Source organism: Methylovulum miyakonense HT12, from assembly GCF_000384075.1.
In the GTDB taxonomy this organism is placed as follows: Bacteria; Pseudomonadota; Gammaproteobacteria; order Methylococcales; family Methylomonadaceae; genus Methylovulum; species Methylovulum miyakonense.
Window position 1 is genome coordinate 2512179 of record NZ_KB913025.1, and the last position, 20871, is coordinate 2533049.

General features: G+C 48.7%; 23 protein-coding genes. 17 read left to right on the forward strand and 6 right to left on the reverse strand.

What is annotated here, in order from left to right; translation table 11 throughout:
• From uvrC to METMI_RS0112610, 3 genes are all read left to right on the forward strand, one after another.
• Entirely contained in the window at positions 1-1839 is a 1839-nt protein-coding gene (gene uvrC / locus METMI_RS0112600; protein ID WP_019866657.1) for an excinuclease ABC subunit UvrC, read from the forward strand.
• Positions 1829-2392 carry a CDP-diacylglycerol--glycerol-3-phosphate 3-phosphatidyltransferase gene (pgsA, locus tag METMI_RS0112605; RefSeq protein WP_019866658.1) on the forward strand — a complete coding sequence of 188 codons (564 nt, stop codon included), beginning with the start codon at positions 1829-1831 and terminating at the stop codon, positions 2390-2392. The genes uvrC and pgsA overlap by 11 nt, the downstream gene beginning before the upstream one ends.
• A gap of 82 nt (positions 2393-2474) precedes the next feature.
• A complete protein-coding gene (locus tag METMI_RS0112610) occupies positions 2475-3086 on the forward strand; it encodes a TetR/AcrR family transcriptional regulator (RefSeq protein WP_019866659.1) in 612 nt (203 codons plus the stop codon).
• A gap of 198 nt (positions 3087-3284) precedes the next feature.
• Here METMI_RS0112610 and METMI_RS0112615 read toward each other — a convergent pair whose 3' ends face one another.
• From METMI_RS0112615 to METMI_RS0112640, 5 genes are all read right to left on the reverse strand, one after another.
• Entirely contained in the window at positions 3285-4619 is a 1335-nt protein-coding gene (locus METMI_RS0112615; RefSeq protein ID WP_029151671.1) for an alginate export family protein, read from the reverse strand.
• Between the two features lie 132 nt (positions 4620-4751).
• Positions 4752-6467, reverse strand: coding sequence for an ABC transporter ATP-binding protein (locus tag METMI_RS0112620; protein ID WP_051102418.1), 1716 nt, complete (start codon positions 6465-6467; stop codon positions 4752-4754).
• Positions 6468-6519: 52 nt separating this feature from the next.
• On the reverse strand, positions 6520-7536 hold the full coding sequence (locus METMI_RS0112625) for an ABC transporter permease (protein WP_019866662.1): 1017 nt from the start codon (positions 7534-7536) through the stop codon (positions 6520-6522).
• Between the two features lie 211 nt (positions 7537-7747).
• Positions 7748-9139 (reverse strand): CmpA/NrtA family ABC transporter substrate-binding protein, encoded by a 1392-nt coding sequence (locus METMI_RS0112630; RefSeq protein ID WP_019866663.1) that lies wholly within the window; start codon positions 9137-9139, stop codon positions 7748-7750.
• 421 nt (positions 9140-9560) lie between these two features.
• Positions 9561-10460 carry a LysR substrate-binding domain-containing protein gene (locus METMI_RS0112640; protein ID WP_029151672.1) on the reverse strand — a complete coding sequence of 300 codons (900 nt, stop codon included), beginning with the start codon at positions 10458-10460 and terminating at the stop codon, positions 9561-9563.
• 197 nt (positions 10461-10657) lie between these two features.
• Here METMI_RS0112640 and METMI_RS0112645 point away from each other — a divergent pair, with 197 nt between their 5' ends.
• The 14 genes from METMI_RS0112645 to METMI_RS0112710 all read left to right on the forward strand — a co-directional run bounded on the left by METMI_RS0112645 (position 10658) and on the right by METMI_RS0112710 (position 19212).
• Complete coding sequence (locus METMI_RS0112645; RefSeq protein ID WP_019866665.1) at positions 10658-11494, forward strand: hypothetical protein; 837 nt, start codon at positions 10658-10660, stop codon at positions 11492-11494.
• Between the two features lie 352 nt (positions 11495-11846).
• Complete coding sequence (locus METMI_RS27875; protein ID WP_019866666.1) at positions 11847-12905, forward strand: NAD(P)/FAD-dependent oxidoreductase; 1059 nt, start codon at positions 11847-11849, stop codon at positions 12903-12905.
• Positions 12883-13452 carry a class I SAM-dependent methyltransferase gene (locus METMI_RS0112655; RefSeq protein WP_019866667.1) on the forward strand — a complete coding sequence of 190 codons (570 nt, stop codon included), beginning with the start codon at positions 12883-12885 and terminating at the stop codon, positions 13450-13452. Before METMI_RS27875 ends, METMI_RS0112655 begins: the two co-directional genes overlap by 23 nt.
• Before the next feature lie 112 nt (positions 13453-13564).
• Positions 13565-13819: an AbrB/MazE/SpoVT family DNA-binding domain-containing protein gene (locus tag METMI_RS26975; protein WP_019866668.1), complete on the forward strand. Its 255-nt coding sequence runs from the start codon at positions 13565-13567 to the stop codon at positions 13817-13819.
• On the forward strand, positions 13806-14222 hold the full coding sequence (locus METMI_RS23940; RefSeq protein WP_019866669.1) for a PIN domain-containing protein: 417 nt from the start codon (positions 13806-13808) through the stop codon (positions 14220-14222). The genes METMI_RS26975 and METMI_RS23940 overlap by 14 nt, the downstream gene beginning before the upstream one ends.
• Before the next feature lie 87 nt (positions 14223-14309).
• Positions 14310-14570 (forward strand): type II toxin-antitoxin system RelE family toxin, encoded by a 261-nt coding sequence (locus METMI_RS0112670; protein WP_019866670.1) that lies wholly within the window; start codon positions 14310-14312, stop codon positions 14568-14570.
• A complete protein-coding gene (locus METMI_RS0112675; protein WP_019866671.1) occupies positions 14554-14886 on the forward strand; it encodes a helix-turn-helix domain-containing protein in 333 nt (110 codons plus the stop codon). Before METMI_RS0112670 ends, METMI_RS0112675 begins: the two co-directional genes overlap by 17 nt.
• A 118-nt stretch (positions 14887-15004) precedes the next feature.
• Positions 15005-15751, forward strand: a complete 747-nt coding sequence (locus METMI_RS0112680) for a DUF5131 family protein (protein ID WP_019866672.1) — start codon at positions 15005-15007, stop codon at positions 15749-15751.
• Entirely contained in the window at positions 15751-17049 is a 1299-nt protein-coding gene (locus METMI_RS0112685) for a three-Cys-motif partner protein TcmP (protein ID WP_019866673.1), read from the forward strand. Before METMI_RS0112680 ends, METMI_RS0112685 begins: the two co-directional genes overlap by 1 nt.
• 99 nt (positions 17050-17148) lie before the next feature.
• Positions 17149-17457 carry a type II toxin-antitoxin system VapB family antitoxin gene (locus METMI_RS23945; RefSeq protein WP_198007920.1) on the forward strand — a complete coding sequence of 103 codons (309 nt, stop codon included), beginning with the start codon at positions 17149-17151 and terminating at the stop codon, positions 17455-17457.
• A 9-nt stretch (positions 17458-17466) separates the two neighbouring features.
• Positions 17467-17691, forward strand: a complete 225-nt coding sequence (locus tag METMI_RS23950; RefSeq protein WP_019866675.1) for an AbrB/MazE/SpoVT family DNA-binding domain-containing protein — start codon at positions 17467-17469, stop codon at positions 17689-17691.
• A 5-nt stretch (positions 17692-17696) separates the two neighbouring features.
• Entirely contained in the window at positions 17697-18086 is a 390-nt protein-coding gene (vapC, locus tag METMI_RS0112700; RefSeq protein ID WP_198007921.1) for a type II toxin-antitoxin system tRNA(fMet)-specific endonuclease VapC, read from the forward strand.
• Between the two features lie 54 nt (positions 18087-18140).
• The gene (locus METMI_RS0112705) at positions 18141-18425 is read left to right on the forward strand and encodes a hypothetical protein (protein WP_019866677.1); all 285 of its coding nucleotides are present in this window, start codon (positions 18141-18143) and stop codon (positions 18423-18425) included.
• A gap of 271 nt (positions 18426-18696) precedes the next feature.
• Positions 18697-19212, forward strand: a complete 516-nt coding sequence (locus METMI_RS0112710) for an ArsI/CadI family heavy metal resistance metalloenzyme (RefSeq protein WP_019866678.1) — start codon at positions 18697-18699, stop codon at positions 19210-19212.
• A 151-nt stretch (positions 19213-19363) separates the two neighbouring features.
• Here METMI_RS0112710 and METMI_RS0112715 read toward each other — a convergent pair whose 3' ends face one another.
• Positions 19364-20839 (reverse strand): sigma 54-interacting transcriptional regulator, encoded by a 1476-nt coding sequence (locus METMI_RS0112715; RefSeq protein ID WP_019866679.1) that lies wholly within the window; start codon positions 20837-20839, stop codon positions 19364-19366.
• Positions 20840-20871: the final 32 nt, after the last annotated feature.

Sequence of the window (20871 nt, forward strand, 5' to 3'; positions counted from 1 at the left end):
GTGGATTCTGATACGCCAGCCCCGGTGTTCGACAGCACCACTTTCTTAAAAAACCTCACCACCTTGCCGGGCATTTACAAAATGTACAATGCCCAGGATGAGATCATTTACGTCGGTAAGGCGAAGAACCTCAAAAACCGCGTTTCCAGTTATTATAAAAACCAATCGGCGTCACCCAAACAACAGGTGATGATGGCCAAAGTCGCCCGCATCGAGGTGACGGTCACGCATACCGAAGGCGAGGCCTTGTTGCTGGAATGCCAGCAAATCAAACGCCACAAGCCGCGCTATAACATCTGTCTGCGTGATGATAAATCCTTTCCTTATATATACCTCAGCGATCATGAATTTCCGCAGATTGCCTTGCATCGTGGCGCGAAGAAAAAATCCGGCAAGTATTTCGGGCCTTACCCCAGTTCCACCGCCGCCAAGGAAAGCCTGAAGCTGCTGCAAAAACTGTTTCCGGTCCGGCAGTGTGAAGACACGGTTTATAACACCCGTACCCGGCCTTGTTTGCAACACCAGATAGGCCGTTGCACCGCACCCTGCGTGGGGCTGGTCGATAAAGCCGTGTATGCGCAAGATGTCGCGCATACCGTGATGTTCCTGGACGGGCGTGGCGGGGCACTGATCGGCCAATTGATTACGCAAATGGAACAGGCCTCGGCGGCGTTGGAATTTGAACAGGCCGCGGCCTTCCGTGACCAAATCGGGCGTTTGCGCACGGTGTTGGAAAAAAATTATGTGCAAGGCGAAAAAGGCAATGTCGATATTATCGCCTGTGCCAGCCAACAGAACCTGGCCTGTGTACAGGTGTTTTTTATCCGCAACGGCCAGCAACTGGGCAATAAGGCGTATTTTCCGAGCATGTTGGACGAGCACGACCCCGGCGCGGTGTTGCAGGCGTTCATCGCGCAATATTATCTGGATAGGCCGGCACCGCAAGAGCTGATCGTCAGCCATGAATTGGAAGAAGTCGAATTATTGGCCGAAGTGCTGGGCAACCAAGCCAAACATGCGGTGACAATCTCGCCGCGTGTGCGCGGTGAGCGGGCAAAATGGCTACAAATGGCGATGACCAATGCCGGATTGTCCTTAGCCGCGAAACTCGCCGATAAACAAAGCCTGTACGGGCGTTTCCTGAGTTTGCAACAGCAATTGCGTTGCCCGGATATTCCTAAGCGTCTGGAATGTTTCGATATTAGCCATACCCAAGGCGACCAGACGGTGGCGTCCTGTGTGGTGTTTGACCAAAATGGCCCGGTCAAATCGGCGTACCGGCGTTTCAATATTGAGGGCATTACGGGCGGTGATGATTATGCGGCGATCAACCAGGCGGTGGCACGGCGGTATAAACGCTTGCAACAAGGCGAGCATCCCGCGCCGGACATCTTGTTTATTGACGGCGGCAAAGGCCAGGTGCAAGCCGCACAAAAGGCACTAGCGGAATTAGCGATAAACAATGTTATGATAGTCGGCGTTGCCAAAGGGCCAGACCGGAAACCCGGCATGGAAAAGCTGATTTTGGTGGATCAGGAGCAGCCACTGGACATTACGGCGGGTGCGGGCGGTTTGTTGTTAATCCAGCACATCCGCGATGAAGCGCACCGGTTTGCGGTCACTGGGCATAGGCAACGCCGTGGTAAAACAAAAAAACAATCGAGCTTAGAAAGCATTGCAGGATTAGGGCCAAAACGGCGCCAACAATTATTGAAGCAGTTTGGCGGCTTGCAGGGAATCGCCCAAGCCGGGACCGATGCGCTTTGCAGTATAGATGGTATAAGTCGACAATTGGCACAACGAATTTACGAGCATTTTCATCATCAAGATGGCAATTGAATTTAATTTACCTACCAATATCACCCTGTTACGGATCGCCTTGATCCCGTTATTGACGGTGGTTTTCTACTTGCCGTGGCAATATTCCAATATTGCCTGTACGATCATTTTTATCATAGCCGGGTTTACTGATTGGTTGGATGGTTATCTGGCTAGAAAAATGCAGATGGAAACACCATTCGGTGCGTTTTTAGATCCGGTTGCCGATAAGCTGATGGTGGCGATGGTGTTGGTCATTTTAGTTCAACAACAAGCCTCGCCTTATTTGGCGGTTCCGGCCGCCGTCATTATCGGGCGGGAAATCACCATCGCTTCGTTGCGCGAATGGATGGCGGAAATTGGCCAACGGGCAAAAGTTAAAGTGTCTTTGTTGGCAAAATGGAAAACCGCCTCGCAAATGATTTCAATCGGTTTGTTATTGTATCGGGAGGATTTGTTGGGTATTCCCGTCAATAGCATGGGTTATGTCTTGTTGTACATTGCCGCTATCCTGACCCTTTGGTCTATGGTCAATTATTTGAAAGCCGCTTTGATAGCCATATCAAAAGAATAAACTATTTCGAATCAAAGGCTTTCACTTTGATTTCACTCAAATTATAAGATGCAGCCTATTGAATTGGCTGTGAAAGAAGAAAATGGAACTGGAACTCAATACTACTCAGACAAAATCTGAAATACAGAATGAAATACTTATTGCGGCATTGAAGCTGTTTGCTGAAAAAGGTTATTTCAACACGTCATTAACCGATATTGCCGAAGCGTCAGGTGTAACGGCCGTCAGTGCAATTTATCAACATTTTAATAACAAACAAAGCATCGCCAATAAGCTTTACGAGAACATCCTCGACAGCCTCAATGTTTCCATTGATGACATCCGGCGCAGGACGCAAAAATCCTCAGAACAGCTGCGCGGCGTTGTCGATTTGTTTTTTAAGCTTACCGATGACGCACCATCCATTATGCAGTTCCTGTTGGTCATGCCTGTCAATGAATTTCTCCCCGAACAAAAACCCCTTTTCGAAACCTCCGCGTTTGTCAAAATCCTCAAAATCATCCAATCCGGTATCCGCGCCGGGGAGATCCGCAACATCGACCCCTTGCTGGCGAATGCCTATTTTTTCGGCATTATCAATAGCACCTTGCGTATGGTTTTATCTGGGGAATTAAATAAAAAAGCCGATGCCTATCGTCCGCAAACGTGGTTGGCGGCTTGGAATGTGATTGCTAAAAAATCCGCTTTGTTTTAGCGGCGCGGCTTTAACATTTTTCGGGGAGGCCTCCGGAACCGTATGAGATCCAGAGGCCTTGGGTGACCAACCAGCCAAGGGCGGACACTAACAGCAGGCGTTTAAAGCACCGCTGTCCTGCCCTTTCCGGTTATTGATGCTGTTTTTGCATATTTCGGATGGGCACAAAAACCTGTGCCCATCTTACGGTTTCTTCAACTAAAAATTGATATTGCCCTGTATCCAGATTTTCTGAGTGTCCGTGCTTTTAAAACTCGGGTCGGCATTATCACCCGCGTGGTAATAAGCATATTTCGCCAGCAGCGAATAATGCTTGCCAAATTTTTTCACCGCCTGGAAATTCCATTCGTCGCCGTAATTGAAGCGTCCGGTGTCATCGCTATATTCATGGTAAATGCCGCTCAGCACCAAATCCCCGCGCTGGAACGGCACCATGACCGTACCAAAAACATCACGGATACCATTGTTAGGTGTGACCAAAAACAGGTCGGCCCAGCCTTGGAACGCGTGGTTGGTGCCTAAGGGCGTGTCAAAATGTTTGTTCAAACCGGAACCGTCAAGTTGTTCCATGGCACCTTGGAACATGATGTTGTAGGCGCTCAAGCCCCCCATGAAGTTATAACGGTCGGCGTCATACGGGGTAGGGCCATGCCCATAATCGCTTTGATGCCCCCATTCCGCCGTGTACACCACACCAAAATTGTCGCTAATTTTGTAAGAATCCAACGGTTTTACGCAGCAAGTGGCACGCAAACCGTAAGTTTGGCTGGATTTTTCATAATTTTCAGCTTCGGAGTAATCCAATAAATAACCGTAACCGATCAGGTTGCCGTAATCCCCCGCTTTATAATTCAGGTTAATAATCGGGGCTTGGATATTTTCGGTGGTGCCAAAAAACGTTTGGACATTGGCGATATAACCGACGTTGGCGACTAGGCCGAACAGGGTTTGGTTGTTGTGCGTGATCAGTATGGAATCATACGTTTGTTCCATTTGCCGCCAACCCACGTTACCGATAAAGCGGTCATCGTCCAGTTTGATGCGTTGCCGCCCGATTTTAAAGATATTGTCGGCTATCCCCGTGTAAGCTAACCAAAATTGGTTCAATTCACTCTTGTCGGGATCGACCACCCTGGAAAAAGCCGGGTTGTTGCCGACAAAGGGCGGTGGCAAGTCATTATAATCGTCCTGCATCGCCAAGTTGCCTTCGTATTCGGCATAGCCTTGGAAACCATAAAAGACAGGTGAAAGGAAACCTAAGCGCAAACGTGCGGTGTTGGCGTTGGCGGTGGCAGGTTGTTTTGCTGTAGGCAGAACCGTCCCGGTGGCGCCAAAGCGGTTGTCTTCGTTGACGTTTTCATAACGGTAATTCAAGTCAAACTTGATCGCACCGTTATGCCCGTAATGGTAAAAATTAAGCGCATCTTCAACTTGTTGCGTCAATCCGGCAGACACCGGAAGGCTGATAGCGGATAGTGACAATAACGCGGCTGATAGCGGACCGGACAGGTTCCTTCGTTGTTGCTTAGGCATAGAGCCCCCTTTGTTTTCAATGAAAAAGATGGATAGGTGTTGGATGGGTGGAATGTTGCCTTCCGGTTTCTTATCCCGTGCGCCCTTCAGGGAATAAAGGGCGCAATTCACCGGAAGGACTGTTTGCGTTTGTTAATGCGTATGGTCGCATTCGGTCAGAAACGTCAGGATGCTTTCGCGGTACCGGTAATAATCGTCATGCGCCAACAGGGCCTTACGGCTGCGTGGGCGGGGCAGGTCAATTTCTTGGATCTTGCCGATTTTGGCGTGCGGGCCGTTGGTCATCATCACCACGCGGTCGGCGAGCAATATGGCCTCATCGACGTCATGGGTCACGACAATCGCCGTGACATGCGTGCGTTCCCAAACTTCCATCAGCACTTCCTGCAATTCCCAGCGCGTCAAAGAGTCCAGCATCCCGAACGGTTCGTCCAGCAACAGCAATTTGGGTGACAAGGCAAACGCCCGCGCAATGCCGACGCGTTGGCGCATCCCGTTGGACATGTCGCCCGCTTTTTTGCGTAAGGCATCGCCCAAACCGACACGGGTCAGGTAATATTCCACAATGTCTTCGCGCTCGGATTTCTTCGCATGGGGATAGACCTTATCGACACCGAGCATGACATTTTCAAACGCGGTCAGCCACGGGAACAGGCTGGGGGCTTGGAACACCACGCCTTTATCAGGCCCGGCGCTATCGACTTCGCGGTTGTCAAGGATGATGCCGCCTTCAGAAATGGAAGTCAGCCCAGCCGCCATCGACAACACCGTTGATTTGCCGCAACCGGAATGCCCGATGATGGAAATGAACTCGCCTTTTTTCATTTTCAAATCAAAGCCATCGACGACTTTTACCGTGCCGTTGCCGCTGGGTTTGGGATAAATTTTCGACAATTGCGAAAATTCCAAATAACGCGCCTTGCCCAAATTGTCCTGTTCCGGCTTTAAGGCCGAAGAGTCATTTTTCCAATCATTGCTGGTGTTCGGACGGACATTGGGTAGGATGACCTTGTCGCCCAGCGTGTCCTGGGCTTTTTCCATGCCGATGGCCATCAAATATTGGGTGATTTCAGCCCGCAAACGTTTGAATTCTTCGTTATGGTTCAATGCGGTGCGGTCACGCGGACGGGCTATCGTCACCGGAAAATCAGGCCCGAAGGTGGCGTCGGGGCCAGGGTTGAGCGGGATGACGCGGTCCGCCATGTAAATGGCTTCATCGACATCATTGGTGATTAAAATCACGGTTTTTTTCTCCTGCTCCCAGATCGACAAAATCTCGTCTTGCAGGTTGCCACGGGTCAAAGCATCTAACGCGCTGAGTGGTTCGTCCAGCAGTAAAATGTCCGGGTTCGCCGCCAAGGCCCGTGCCACATTCACCCGTTGGCGCATCCCGCCGGACAATTCGGCGGGCATTTTGTCCATCGCCGCGCCCAGGTTCACCATGCGCACATATTTTTCGGTATGGGCGCGGCGTTTGTCGGCAGGCCAGTCTTTGAAAATTTCATCCACCGCCAACGCGACGTTTTCAAAAACAGTCAACCACGGCATCAGCGAATAGTTTTGGAACACCACGCCACGGTCAGGGCCGGGTGCGGTGATCGGCTTGCCTTGTTTCAGGACGGCGCCGCTGTCGGCTTGGATCAGGCCGGCAAGCGTCGAAATCAACGTGGTTTTGCCGCTGCCGGAAAAGCCGACAATCGCAATAAACTCGCCGTCCTTAATCGACAAGTTGATGTTTTTTAAAATCGAGGCCTTATTTTTGCCTTCGCCATACGATTTGCAGACATTGACCAGCTCCACCAAGGGCAGTTCTGGATCATTAGAAGGGGACTTGGGCTGTTCAGTCATGGCTGGATGGACAAGTTTAAGTTTGGTGGCTGCGGTCATAGCTAGCTCCTAATTACAGTGCGCGTCCGAAAGAGAAGACTTTTTGGAAAGACTGCATAATGCGGTCGAGGATAAAGCCGATGATGCCGATGGTGAACACGGCCACCATGATGCGGCCTAGCGAGTTGGAACTGCCGTTTTGGAACTCATCCCAGACGAATTTGCCCAGCCCTGGGTTTTGCGCGAGCATTTCGGCGGCGATCAGCACCATCCAGCCCACGCCCAATGACAGCCGCATACCCGTGAAAATATAGGGCAGGGCTGAGGGTAAGATAATTTTCTGGATCTGCGTGGCGTAGTTCAAACGCAAGACTTTACCGACATTGACTAAATCTTTGTCGATGGACGACACGCCCACGGCGGTGTTGATCAGCGTAGGCCATAGCGAACACAGCGTCACGGTGATGGCGGAAGTCAGGAAGGATTTTTCAAACCAGGAATCATCGGTGGTCACATACACCGAGCTGACAATCAGCGTGACGATGGGCAACCAAGCTAGCGGCGACACCGGTTTAAAAATTTGGATCATCGGGTTGAGCGCGGTGTTGATGGTGCTGCTCATACCGCACAGGATCCCCAGCGGCACAGCCACCAAGGTCGCAATGACAAAGCCTGCAAACACGGTGTAAAGGCTGGTGAGGATTTGGTCCAGATACGTCGGTTTGCCTGTGTAAGGGCGATGCTTGACTTCGGCGTTGGGGTTTTCCGCTAACATTTTGTCGTCACGCACTTGTTGGCGTTGGTAAAACTCCACTTCTTTCTGGCGTTCGGCGTAATGCGCTTCCACTAAGCCGTGGGCTTCTTCCCAAACCGCTGATGGGCCGGGGATCGCCCCCAAGCTGGTGTTGACCTTGGATGCCGAGAAGCTCCAAAGCCCCAAAAACAGCATGAAGGCGATGATCGGTATGCCCATAATCAGCCATAACTCGCGCAATTGTTGGCTAGGGTTTTCACCTGTCGCCAGTTTTACCAGCGGGACGAACCACGTCAGCCCGGTGATGTTTAAAAATTTGATCAGTTGATGGCTCATACTGGCCTCCTAGCGTGGTGCTTCCGCACCGATTAAAAATGTATTTCGTAAAAAAAGCGCGTCCATGCACCAAAACGACAGCCTTATCTAACCAGGAACACTCACTTACGAGTTTGATGAAAATATTTTGTAGGGTGGGCAACGCGGCCCTGCCCACCATTATTTGAACAAAAGGTGGGCAGGGCCGCGTTGCCCACCCTACGGATTAAGCTTAATCAACCACCTTGCCGCCGACCACTTTTTGCTGGCCTTTCAGGCCAATCGGGAATTGCTCCAGATACGCATTGGGTTTGGTGGCGTCAAACGTGACCTTGTCGATAAAGAAGTTTTGTGAGGGTTTGATGCTGGTGTCAGCCGGAAAATCAGCGGCTTTGGCTTTGCCGTCAGCGACCAATTCTTTTGCCGCTTCCAGATAAATGTCAGGGCGATAGACTTTTTTCGCGGTTTCCATATACCAGCCGTCCGGTTTGGCTTCAGTGACCATGCCCCAGCGGCGCAGTTGCGTCAGGTACCAGACCGCGCTGCTGTAAGACGGATAGCTCGCACCGCCACGGAAGAAAGTGTTGAAGTCCGGCAGTTTGCGGACATCGCCTTTTTCATATTCATAAGTGCCATTCATGCTGTTCGCCAACACCTCATAGTCCGCGCCGACATATTGTTTTTGTGACAACATCTCGATGGCTTCCTTGCGGTTTTTGTTGTTTTCTTCATCCAACCAGATTGCGGCGCGGATCAAGGCCTTGATGACCGCTTTGTGGGTGTTGGGGTTTTTGTCCGCCCACGCCTTAGTCACACCAAACACTTTCTCTGGCGTGTCGCGCCATAATTCGTCATCGGTGACGACTGGAATGCCGATGCCTTTAAACACGGCTTGTTGGTTCCACGGCTCCCCCACGCAATAGCCGTGGATGGTGCCGGATTCCAAGGTAGCTGGCATTTGTGGCGGTGGCGTGACCGAGAGCAGGGCGTCAGCGTCCAATTGCCCGGACGTGTCTTGTGGCGGTGCATAAAACCCTGGTTTGATGCCGCCTGCCGCCAACCAATAACGCAGTTTCAAGTTGTGGCTACCGATGGGGAAAGTCATCGCCATATTGAACGGCTTGCCTTCGCTTTTGAATTTGTCCACGACAGGTTTCAGCGCGTCGGCTTTGATGGGATGGGCAGGTTTGCCGCCTTCCATCGGCACATTCGGTTTCATTTGTTTCCAAACCTCATTGGAAACAGTGATCGCGTTGCCGTTAAACCCCATGCTGAACGCGGTGACGATGTCGGCTTGGGCACCAAAACCGATGCTCATGCCTAGGGGGGCGGGGGCGAGCATGTGCGAGCCGTCCAATTCGCCGCTGACCACGCGGTCCATGACCACTTTCCAATTGGCTTGCGCTTCCAATTGCACATACAACCCTTCGTCTTCAAAAAAACCTTTTTCAAACGCGACCGCCAACGGGGCCATGTCGGTCAGTTTAATGAAGCCGAATTTGAGGTTTTCCTTTTCAAGATTGGCAACCGCGCCCGCAGTCGTGGCAAAAGTCAAGGTGGTTATGGTGGCGACGGCGGAGATTGCCGTCACCCATTTTTTAAGTGTCATTCCGGTTTGTTTCATGGTGGCTGTTCCTGTATGGAATTTAGGGCAAAAAAAAAGGCGTCTCGAAACCGAAGGTCAGAATGACCATTCGGTTTGTCGACGCCTTTGTCAAATACTCAACAGTGAGCTTAAGGTTTTGGTTCCGTCTTTAGAACCACTGTGGAACTTAAAGCAGAAGTTGTGCCAGTATTTAGACCGTTTATTTGTTACTTGCTGGATATTAATTAAAACAAGGTGTTACAGATAGTTATCGGATGGATATTAGGGTTGGCAAAATTGCCGGTAGTGATGGGAATGTGACATTAATGCTTCACTTACGTGCGGTTGCCACAATTTTTTGCACCAAATCTGAACTATTTGTTTCGGCAATCCAGCATACGGCAATGGCTAAGGCCATTGGGTTTTAGGGAAGATGTTTTAAATCTTTGCCTGGTTGTGCTTAACCTTCAAAATCCTTCGCTGCCAACAGTAGCTCTTCAATAAAATGTTGGCTGTACAAGGGCAGGTAATTTTTCTTCAGGTACGCGATTTTAGTGCTTGAACGGGGGATCAAGTGCGATAAGTCACGCGCAACCAAGTCTTGGTCTATCACCGGGTCATAGGCCATGCCCGCAATCAGGCCGACTCCCAAGCCCATACGGACATAGGTTTTGATCACGTCGGTGTCTGCGGCGGCGAGGATAATATCCAATTCACAGCCTGATTGGTTAAAAGCCGTTTCAATGTTTGAACGGCCAGTAAAACCAAAATTGTAGGTGAGTATCGGGTAAGCCGCCAGCCGTTCATAGCTGAGTTCGCCGTCACACAAGGGGTGGCCTTTGGGCATGACCACGCTGTGATGCCATTCGTAGCATTGCATGGTGACCAGGTCAAAATCGGCATCCACTTTTTCGGTGCAGATGGCGATGTCGGCTTTTTGCACATGCAGCTGATGGATCAGCTGTTCAGGCGAGGCCTGCACCATGTAAATCCGCACCCCGGGGTATTTGAGCCGGAAGCGTTGGATGGGTTTGGGCAGGAAATATTTCGCCTGGGTGTGCGTGGTGGCGATGTGGATCGTGCCTTGGTTGCTGTCGAGGAAATCGGCGGCAATGGATTGGATGTTCAGCTTGGCCTGGCAGATCGACGCCACTTCCGTCATCACCCGTTGCCCTAAGGGCGTCAACGCCACCAGCTTTTTGCCGCTGCGCTCGAACAGCGGCGAGCCCAATTCTTCCTCGAACAGTTGCAATTGGCGGCTGACCGCCGATTGCACGACATGCATTTTCTCGGCGGCTTTGGACAGGTTCAGTTGGGTTTCCTGCAAAATCCGCAGCAGTTCAATTTGGCTTAAATTCATAATGCGTTTGTTTACCCTCTTTTCTGTGTAGTGGGGCGCCCAAATGTAAATATCAGTTATTTGGATAATTAAATCTAATAATATCGCTTTATTAAAAATAATAACAGATTTAGGATGCGCCGATAAGGACAAAATATTTCAATGATGTGGCCTTTGGAAGGCGGGATGGTTTTTTACGAAAAAACTAGAGGATAAACATGTCTTTACAGCACTTAGTGGAATACTTCAATGAGCGGTTCGAGCAAGAAGCTTCGGGCAGCCGGCTCGCTTTCCAAAATAATGGTTTCATCACAGGGAGTTTGGGTGGGGTAAATGTTGGCAGCCTGATTACGCCAGTGCGGCAAACCTTCAATTACCATACGATACCTGCTTATATTGCCCAAATAGCGCTGATGGATCCCCAATTTATGCCCATCCAAGCCGTAGAAACCGGGCAGTTGCTGGCCGATGCCGATCGGCATAATGCCGAAGCTGCCTCCATCGTCAATCTCGACCGCTTATGCCGTATTGTGCATATCCTGAATTATTTAACGGCCACCCCAAGCAATCGTGTGTTGTTCCTAGACGTTGACCCCCGCCATATCCTTGGGGTTGACCGTAATCACGGGGTTTATTTTGAGGAAGCCATTTTGAAATGCGGGTTGGCGGTTAACAATATAGCCATTGCCATGGTCGTCAACGATTTTTATGCGCCCTACCATAACCAGATCATCCACGGTTTACGCAATTACCGCCAGCGCGGTTATCAGCTTGCTTTGAATATAGGCCTGCGTTACGGCACGAAAAATCTGCCGCAACTGATCACCGAATTGGCCCCTGATTATTTATGCATTAACGCCCCGGACGAACGTTACGCCGATAACATCATCGGTTTGAATTTGTTGAAAAATCTGGCCGAAATGGTAAATGGGAAGGCTTTCTTGCAACATATCGGGCGGCAGGCGCAGTTTGAATGGGCTGAAAAATTGGGCTTTGAGCTGGTGCATGGTGAATACTGCGAGCAGTTGGCGGCGGATGCTTTACGTTGCGCATGATGCTTGGCTTGGCAGGGCATTCGAAGTTTTCTAAAATCAATCCCATCTACATTCGTTGATGGGTTCCCCGCTATTTTTCGGGATGTTCCGTCCCATCTTATTGCTGTGTGTGGCCCATCAGTGCCAACTGCCTAACAGATGACATGTCTTTGATCCGTCTTAAAAGAGGACATTGGGGTTAACCCTAAACCAGCAATAAGGTATGCTGTACGTCCAATAAACTGGGGCTATCAATATGGACGGGCATTTTTTAACCGAAGTTGAAATAAATCAGTCCAGATACTTTTTCGGTTTTAAAGTGGTGGGGACTGACGTTGTCAACACAAGAATTACAGCAATTACTGGCATTTGAATGCACGTCGACTTCCTCATCATAGGCCAAGGCCTAGCCGGCAGCTTATTGGCTTGGGAACTAAGCCAACGTGGCGCGTCCATCCTGATCATCGACAACGGCACAGAAAATGCCTCGCAAATCGCGGCGGGATTGGTTAACCCCATCACCGGAATGCGTTGGGTCAAATCATCCGACGTGGATATTCTGCTGCCCGCCGCCAAACGCTGTTACCAGCAACTCGCCGCTGTTTTCGGGCAAGCGTTTTACATCGAAAAACCGATGTTGCGGGCCATGCGTAGCGATGCGGAATTCCGCCAGGCGCAAAAACGGCGGCACGATGTGGCGTACCAGGCTTATCTGGATGAACCGCATTTACCTGGGGCACATCCTTATAATATCCCCATGCCTTACGGTTCGGTGCTGCAACAACAAACGGGCTATTTGCTGACGCGGGCCTTGCTCACGCGTCTGAAAGATTTTTTTATCGCCCGAAACAGCTACCGACTGGCGGATTTTCACCCCGAAGCCATAGAATTGGGTCCGTTATTACGCTGGCAAGATGTCACGCCCAAACGGATTATCTTTTGCGAAGGCTATCAGGCGATACACAACCCGTGGTTTTCCTGGCTGCCGTTCCAAGCCGCGAAAGGTGAAATCCTGACCTTAGCACATCAACAAACCTTGCCGGACGCTCTGTTAAATTACGGCAACTGGCTGATTCCGTTGGCCCGGCAACAAAGCCGCATCGGTGCAACCTTCAGCCATGACCCGCTGGATAATATCCCCACCGCTGCCGCGCGTACCCAATTGCTAAGCGGACTGGCGGCATTTTCCCCTGCCTTAGCACAAGCCGAAGTGACCGCCCACCACGCCAACGTCCGCCCTTGCACCTTGGATAAACAGCCGTTCTTGGGTTTCCATCCAACCCATCCGCCATTGGCGATTTTTAATGGTTTTGGGGCAAAAGGCAGTTTACAAATCCCGTGGTATAGCCAACGCTTCGCCGATACCTTATTGCACAACTCACCACCACCCGCTACTATCCAACGCCACTATGCCACGCATTTCCCTACCTAAGTTAGCCCACGAACGGTTAAGCGCGTATTTAAAAAAAGGTGACGTCGCCATTGACGCCACCGTCGGCAATGGTCACGACACCGCATTTTTACTGGCAAAAGTAGGTAAAAAAGGCCATGTCTACGGTTTTGACATCCAAGCCTCGGCTATCGAATCAACGCGCCAACACTGCGCCAACGCCGAAAACCTTACTTTAATACCCGATAGCCACGCCAAACTCGCCGACTACATCCCTGCCCAACAGATCGGTAAAATCAAAGCCTGCCTGTTTAATCTGGGCTATTTGCCAGGCGGCGACAAAGCCATCATCACCCAAACCAAATCGACTTTGCAGGCTTTGGATGCGGCGTGTGAAGTATTGATGGTCGGCGGCATCTTAACGGTGCTGGCTTATCCTGGCCATCCCGATGGCGACCAAGAAACCGCACAAGTTGCTAAATGGTGCACGGGGCTGCCGCAAGAACAATTTAATTGCCGAGTGTTTGACAGCGATACGAAAAATCCAGCAGCTCCACGCTTGTGGTTGGTTGACAAGATTTGCGCTTAATAAGAGGTGGTTGGGGCGCAAAACACATAAGCCCCAACAAACCCCGCTAAAATTGACCTACCCTCACTTTGGTATTACTATTTTTACAATAGTAATACCAAGGAGACAGCCCATGCACAAAATAACCAGCAAAAGGCAAGTGACATTGCCGCAAGCCGTTTGTCAGGCGATAAACCTACAACCCGGCGATTATGTCGAAGTCTTCGCCCGTGACGGTGTGGCACATATCGTCAAGATGAAAACAGACAATCTTGCGGGCAAATTCAGCCACCTGCTCAAAGGCAATGACTTCCCGTCAGACGAAGACATCAGCACCGCCATCAAAAAACGCACCGCCAACAAATTCCTCAGCCATGATTGCAGTTGACACCCATGTCTTGCTGCGCTTTTTATTCCAGCCCATCGACACCAAAAATCCAGAGTGGCAAGTGGCGCGTGCCCAAGCCATCATCAATCAAGCCGATAAGGTATTTGTTTCTACTATTGTCATTGCCGAAATGGAATGGGTGTTGGAAAGCGTGTTTAGCTGCACCCGCCAAGAAATCCATACCGTGTTGCACGAACTGGCAAGCAACACTCAATTCCAATTTGAAGATTGGGCTGTGCTTAACTGTGCATTGTTGGATTATCAGGAATTTGCTTCAGTTGACCTGTCAGATTGCCTGATTGCAAGGGTGGCACAAAAAGCAGGCGCGACAACTTTGTTTACCTTTGAAAGCGAAAAAAAGTTGGGAGCTTTGCCGATTGTTACAAGTATTAAAAAGCCGTAGTCGGATTTGCTCTTGTAGCGATAGTGCAATGCCCCTTGGTTATTGCGCCTTTGTGTCTTGACAATACTTATAAAAAACTTATATTTTATGGCAAACACACTCACTTGGCAGCCTAAAGCCTTAAAACAGCTTGAAAAAATTAAAGATGCGGTCAAGCGCAAACGGATTTATAGCGAAGCCCAATCTTTAGCTGATTTCCCGAATTGCCCAAACGTTAAAAAACTGGTCAATCACGACTACAGCTACCGTTTGCGGATTGGCGATTACCGTGTGTTTTTTGAATTTAATGGCGAAGTCCACATTGTCAGCATTGAAGAGGTAAAAAAACGAGATGAACGCACTTACTAATTACCAAACCATCTTAGGCAGCGACGGCAAACCCGCCTTTGTCGTATTGCCCTATGCCGATTTTATCAAACTACCTGGTGCGGTAGCATCGGGCACGATTCCTAACGCTGTAGTTGGCAGGCGTATCATGGATGAAGTCAGTATGCTACAAGCATGGCGCGAACACCTGATGCTGACGCAAACCGAAATGGCGGAACGCATGGGCATCAGCCAAGCCGGATACGCCCAAATAGAAGCCGCCAAACGCCCACGGAAAGCGACATTGCAAAAAGCTGCCGATGCGCTGGGGATTTCGTTGGAGCAGTTGGGGTATTGATTTGAAATATCCAACGTGCGGAGCAATGCCAGTTGGTTATTGAAAATTACGGGTTTAACAATAGCCGATTATAATTAAAAAACAATAAATTTTGACCTAATGAAATATTGGAGGGTGTATGGGCGGCAAGTCACGCATTGAATGGACTGAACAAACTTGGAATCCGACTTCGGGATGTAGCAAAATTTCTCCTGGCTGCAAGTTTTGTTATGCTGAAATAATGTCCACAAGACTCAAAGCAATGAAAACCAAAGGCTATGAAAAGGGATTTGAGCTTACATTGCAGGATCATAGGCTAATGCAGCCCTTAAAAAGAAAAAAACCTACACTTTATTTTGTTAACTCAATGAGCGACTTGTTTCATGAAGCCATACCTGACAGCTACTTGGACGAAGTTTTCTCTATCATTAGACAAACACCACAACATACCTACCAAATCCTTTCCAAAAGATCAGAGCGGTTGCCCGATTATTTTTCCACCCGAAAGTGTCCGGTAAACGCTTGGCTGGGGGTTTCTGTTGAAGATCAAAAATACGGGCTGCCAAGAATAGCCCACTTGCGGCAAGTTAATACTCAAATTCGCTTTCTATCTATCGAACCTTTATTAGAAGACTTAGGTGAAATAGACTTGAAAGGCATCCATTGGGTTATTGTGGGCGGGGAATCTGGCCCTAAAGCTAGGCCAATGCAACAAGAATGGGTTGATAGAATCAGAGATCAATGTGAGTCCGCCAACATTGCTTTTTTCTTTAAGCAATGGGGGGGCTGGGGTGCGGACGGAAAAAAACGCACGAAAAAAGATAATGGACGAGAATTACATGGACGGGTTTGGGATGAAATGCCTCTTTCAGAACAAGGTATCTAATGGCTAAAAAAGAAGAAAAATACCAATGGCGAATTGGCTTCCCCCCACCAGATATTGACAGACATAGCTTAACTAAACATACCATTATAGAAGAGTATGTTAGGCGTTATGTGTTGACTTTAATGAAGCCAGCAAATATTCCTGAGCTAAAACTGACCATTGTTGATGGTTTTTGTGGCGGTGGTTGCTATCTCACGGAAGATAACGAATTGACTGATGGCTCACCTCTTCTGGTTATGAGAGCTGTCAGGGAATCGAGAGCGGAGCTTAATTTAACAAGGAATAACCCAAGAACCATCAACGTGGATTATCATTTTGTAGACATCTCTCCCGACACAACAGCTTACCTGAAAAATTTTTTGCAGGCGAAATTAGACGAAAGCAAAATCGACAAAGAAGATTTCGATAGGACAAATGTTGTCACAAGTAGTTTTTTTGAACAACTACCTTCGATTGTTCAAAAAATAAAGCAGCGTAAAGGTGGAGAACACGCACTATTTTTACTCGATCAATATTGCTATAAAGATATACCTCTTCCGCAAATTAAGGGCATCTTAGCCAATCTAAAGAGTGCCGAAGTGCTAATGACTTTTGGTGTAGATAACCTTACAACCTATTTGGCTGATAGGGCGGCCAACCGTAAGCCAATCAATGAAATTGGTTTGGATAAATATATCCCATGGCAAGACATTAAGTTGCTCAAAGCGACCCATAAAAGAGAATGGCGGCAAATATTACAGAAATATTTGGCTGATGGAATAAAGAAAGAAACTTGTGCTGACAATATGACATTGTTTTTTGTTAAGCCGTTTGGTGACAATACTTGGTCATACTGGCTTATCCATTTATCAAACAACTACCGCGCACATGACGTTATGAAAACATTGCATTGGAAACACTCAACAGAATTTGCCCACGAATTGGAGCCAGGCCATTTCCTACTGGGCTATGACGCTAACCATGATTTTTCATATACAGGTCAAGAAACGTTTGAGTTTGGTAGCGAAGCGTCCAAAGAGTCTTGCGTTAGTGGAGTAGCTGAGCATCTTGGAGAAGTGCTTTTTAAGCTCAATCAGCCTGTAATGGTTCGTGATTTGTTTAAACAAGTAATAACAAACACTACGGCTAACGAGGCACTTTTAATGGATTCGTTAAGATTAGATCACCAATCAAAAAAAGTAATTGTCACATCGAAAGACAATAAATTAAAAAGGATAAATAAAGCCTACCAACTCAGCGACGTTATCGAGCCTTCAAAACAAACGAGCATATATTTCTGTTTTCCAGATGAAAATTAGTACATAGGACTTACTTAAGAACGAAGCCCAGTAGAGGGCCAGGCAGTTTTATAGGCACATTTATTGAGCTGATTTGTTCCGCGTAGGCACAAACAGCATGTGCCTACCCCACTTCACGGATCACCATTTTCAAACCAATCTAACAACCAAGCAGAGCAAGCCATGGCTACCATTAGCATAGATGACTTATTAATTAATGAAGTGATAGCCGTTAGCCATTATCAAAATGCCCAAGAAGCGGTGGTTAAAATTTTGGCGGATTATTTAGCTCAGAAAAAACAAGCCAATATTGCCGAATTATTGGCAATGTCGGATGCCGCTGAATTTGATTTTGAGCCACCGCGTTTGGCGGATTTTGTCTTATTTCAAAGTGCGCCTACGAATGCGGCATTTCAGAATAAACCATAGGAAACCACCATGATTCTACAAGAACAGTTGTTAGAAGAAATCGAATTGATCCCTGTTGAAAAATACCCAGAAATATATGATATTCTTCATAATTTTCGTTTAAATTTAACGCCAGATAAAATTGATGCAGAACCTAAAGCCGATAGCGTTTTTAAAATACTCAGCCAATTATCTGATGATTTTATGAACGAAGGCAGGAATCAATTACCCTTACAAATGCGGGAAGACTTTTAATGTACATGCTCGATACCAATATTTGCATTTACATTAAAAATAACAAACCACCGTGCGTATTGGAAAAACTGCAATCCCTGAATGCCGATCAAGTTTGTATATCATCTATTACTTATGCAGAACTATTTTACGGTGCAATGAAAAGCCAACAGCCCATTAAAAATATCGAACAAATTATTGCCTTGAAAAATGCTATCCCTGTTTTAAATTTTGATGAGCCAGCCGCAGAAAAGTATGGCGAAATTCGGGCTGATTTAGAAAAGCAAGGTTTAGTCATTGGCTCCAATGATTTTTTAATTGCCGCTCACGCACTCAGTGAAAAGTGTATTTTGATTTCAAATAATCTACGCGAATTTAATCGAGTAAAAAATTTGCAGACTGAAAATTGGGTTTAATTTTTAATTATTGCGACACCGTAAATCTGAATCGAAACCTAATTTAGAAGAATAATGAGCATACTAACCCCCACACAAAACCAATCCGCCGCCCAACAATTAGGCGTTGCTGAAACCTATACGGCTTTTACCGTAGCCACGTCTTTAGATTTACTCGATGAAGGCTATCGGCAAGATTTAAACCAACTGGAAGATGATGGCGATTTTTCAGCGGATGATGTGATCCATATTGTCGAAATGCACACCAGAACTGTGGCTTTGCCAGCTGGGTTTATGTATGTCGGTATGGAAAGTGAGAACCAAAAACATCAGATTTTTGGGATTGTTGACTTGAATTGACCGGATGGGCTTACGCTGGTTACCAAGCTCCAGCTTGGTAACCCCAGGTCTCAGAGGCTCTAGCTTCGAGAATGACTGGAAGCAGGAGCTTCCGATACTGCATTCCCATTTATGCCCTATGGGTGAGCCGCAGTTTGGGAACGAGCGGACGAACGGCAACTCAGCAAAACTTTGCTAAATGTAACCTCCCCGCTTGCGACCTTTTCCTCATTTCTCCGTCTTATCTACATCTCCTTGAGATAATCCCTTTTCTTACCTACAGGAACACCCCATGAAACGTTTCCACGTCCACATTACCGTTAACAACATCCAAGAAAGTGTCGATTTTTACAGCAAACTGTTCGGTCAGCCGCCTAGTAAGCAACAGGACGATTATGCCAAATGGATGCTGGAAGACCCGAAAGTGAATTTTGCCATTTCCGCCCGAGGCCACGCGCTGGGCTTAAACCATTTGGGGTTTCAGGTGGAAACCAGCGAAGAATTGGCGGAACTGAAACAACACGCGCAAAGCGCATCAGCGGGTAATCTGCTGGATGAAGGCGAAACTGCGTGTTGTTACGCCAATAGCGAAAAGCATTGGACGATAGACCCACAAGGGCTGGCTTGGGAACATTTCCTGACCTTATCCGACGCGCCCACCTTTGGCGAAGACAATATCCCCGTACCTGAAGCCACAACCGCGTGTTGCGTGCCTGTGCATATCCCCATCACCAGCATCGGCAAAAGCAAATCGGCCTGCTGCGTTCCTAATCCTGAAGCCAGCGATCCAGATGCCTGTTGCAACTAAGTACCCATCCGCCGATGCCGAGCTATTAGGTGCGGCATTCGTCAGCTTGCGGCAGGGCTTGGTGGGGTATTTGCGTAAACAAGTCGTAGGGTGGGCAACGCGGTTCTGCCCACCAGGCTAATCCTTGGGAATACAGCCGATTGGACGCAGGTTAATCTGGGCTATCCCAATCCATATATTTCTTAACCGTCCGCCTATCCACCCCCGCCACCCTAGCCACCGCCTCAAACCCGCCTAATTCCCCATACAAAAACCGGCAATAGTTTTGCATGAGCTGTTGTGACGAAAGGTAGCCACCATTTTCTGCGCGGTACAAGGCAAAATCATCTTGAACCACAACCGCCAAGGGTTTGGCCTGATAGCTTCCGGTCAGGCAGATGCGGCGGATACATTGCTCCAATTCGCGCACGTTGCCGGGCCAGTGGTAGTCGGGCGGTACGGTGGCGCGGATTTTGGTTTCGATGCGGCTTAGCAAATCCTCGTCGGGTGTTGGGATGACGCGGTGCAGCAGGCGGGCGATTAGGCTATGCAATTCGTTAGGGTTTTCGCGGATACGTTGCCGTAAGCTGGGCAGGGTGATGACATCGGAGCATAGGCGGTAATACAAATCGGCGCGGAACAAGCCTTGTTCGAGCAATTGCGCAATCGGGCGGTTGGTGGCGCTGATGACGCGGCCTTCGAAGCGGTGTTTTTCGTGGCTGCCGACGGGGCTGTAGACGCGGTCTTGGATGACGTTGAGCAATTTCACTTGGATAGTCACGTCGACATCGCCGATTTCATCAATAAACACCGAGCCGTGGCGGCTGCATTTGGCGAACAAACCCGGATGGTTGTCTATCGCGCCGGTAAACGCGCCTTTTTTATGCCCGAACAATTCCGATTCCAGCAAGCTGGTGGAATATTCGGACAGGTTAATCGCCCGGAACGAGGCGGTGAAGCTTTCGACAAAGCGCCGCGTACTGAGATCAAACGGGATGTAGCCGGAACAGCCCACCGCTTTGGCCACCAAACTTTTGCCCGTTCCGGTTTCGCCCAGCAACAGTAGGGAAAAATCCTCCATGCGCTCAAACAAATGGTTGAGATACCAGGCCGGATTGAACGTAAAAATATTGTTCCAGAGCCGCATCCGCAGTTCGTAAATCGCCGGGCAATCGCCGGAAACCGCTTCGTCAATAAACGAAAACGCCCGCTGCACTTGGAACAACAGCGCAATATAGTGTGCGGTTTCGGGCGGCGTGAATCCGGCTTGTTCAAACTGGCTGATGAGGGCGCGGGCAAAGGCTAGTTCCACGGTTTTGTCGCCTGCTTGTTGTTGCGCCTTGATGTGCTCGTTAAACGGCTGGCGATAGCGGTGGAAGATATAAAACAGCCACGCCAAGCGCATATTGTCTTGGTTTTTTTCTGGGTAATCGCGGATGTTAAAACCGCGTTGCCGCTCCAGTTCTTGGAAGATGTTTTCCAATTTGGCTTCGATTAATGCCAGCCTGTCGGCAAAGTCCATTGCCTCAGGTGCCAAATCCAGCGCCTGCCAGTCGGCTTGTTCCCGCCCCACGCTGAATGGGTTGAGAAAGGCCAAATCGGCAATTTGGGCGAAGAAACGGTTTTGTTCAGCAGTGAGTGTGTACATAGTTTAGGCGGTATAGGCGAGTGGGTGGTTGT

Bases quoted from the DNA above. Each gene is read 5' to 3' on its own strand.
- METMI_RS0112670 (WP_019866670.1), top strand. From the start codon at position 14,310: ATGGCAAACACACTCACTTGGCAGCCTAAAGCCTTAAAACAGCTTGAA.
- pgsA (WP_019866658.1), top strand. From the start codon at position 1,829: ATGGCAATTGAATTTAATTTACCTACCAATATCACCCTGTTACGGATC.
- METMI_RS0112615 (WP_029151671.1), bottom strand. From the start codon at position 4,619: ATGCCTAAGCAACAACGAAGGAACCTGTCCGGTCCGCTATCAGCCGCG.
- METMI_RS0112620 (WP_051102418.1), bottom strand. From the start codon at position 6,467: ATGACTGAACAGCCCAAGTCCCCTTCTAATGATCCAGAACTGCCCTTG.
- METMI_RS0112645 (WP_019866665.1), top strand. From the start codon at position 10,658: ATGTCTTTACAGCACTTAGTGGAATACTTCAATGAGCGGTTCGAGCAA.
- METMI_RS23950 (WP_019866675.1), top strand. From the start codon at position 17,467: ATGATTCTACAAGAACAGTTGTTAGAAGAAATCGAATTGATCCCTGTT.
- METMI_RS0112610 (WP_019866659.1), top strand. From the start codon at position 2,475: ATGGAACTGGAACTCAATACTACTCAGACAAAATCTGAAATACAGAAT.
- METMI_RS0112680 (WP_019866672.1), top strand. From the start codon at position 15,005: ATGGGCGGCAAGTCACGCATTGAATGGACTGAACAAACTTGGAATCCG.
- METMI_RS26975 (WP_019866668.1), top strand. From the start codon at position 13,565: ATGCACAAAATAACCAGCAAAAGGCAAGTGACATTGCCGCAAGCCGTT.
- METMI_RS27875 (WP_019866666.1), top strand. From the start codon at position 11,847: ATGCACGTCGACTTCCTCATCATAGGCCAAGGCCTAGCCGGCAGCTTA.
- METMI_RS0112630 (WP_019866663.1), bottom strand. From the start codon at position 9,139: ATGAAACAAACCGGAATGACACTTAAAAAATGGGTGACGGCAATCTCC.
- METMI_RS0112640 (WP_029151672.1), bottom strand. From the start codon at position 10,460: ATGAATTTAAGCCAAATTGAACTGCTGCGGATTTTGCAGGAAACCCAA.
- vapC (WP_198007921.1), top strand. From the start codon at position 17,697: ATGCTCGATACCAATATTTGCATTTACATTAAAAATAACAAACCACCG.
- METMI_RS0112710 (WP_019866678.1), top strand. From the start codon at position 18,697: ATGAAACGTTTCCACGTCCACATTACCGTTAACAACATCCAAGAAAGT.
- METMI_RS0112685 (WP_019866673.1), top strand. From the start codon at position 15,751: ATGGCTAAAAAAGAAGAAAAATACCAATGGCGAATTGGCTTCCCCCCA.
- METMI_RS0112625 (WP_019866662.1), bottom strand. From the start codon at position 7,536: ATGAGCCATCAACTGATCAAATTTTTAAACATCACCGGGCTGACGTGG.
- METMI_RS0112675 (WP_019866671.1), top strand. From the start codon at position 14,554: ATGAACGCACTTACTAATTACCAAACCATCTTAGGCAGCGACGGCAAA.
- METMI_RS23940 (WP_019866669.1), top strand. From the start codon at position 13,806: ATGATTGCAGTTGACACCCATGTCTTGCTGCGCTTTTTATTCCAGCCC.
- METMI_RS0112705 (WP_019866677.1), top strand. From the start codon at position 18,141: ATGAGCATACTAACCCCCACACAAAACCAATCCGCCGCCCAACAATTA.
- METMI_RS0112655 (WP_019866667.1), top strand. From the start codon at position 12,883: ATGCCACGCATTTCCCTACCTAAGTTAGCCCACGAACGGTTAAGCGCG.
- METMI_RS0112715 (WP_019866679.1), bottom strand. From the start codon at position 20,839: ATGTACACACTCACTGCTGAACAAAACCGTTTCTTCGCCCAAATTGCC.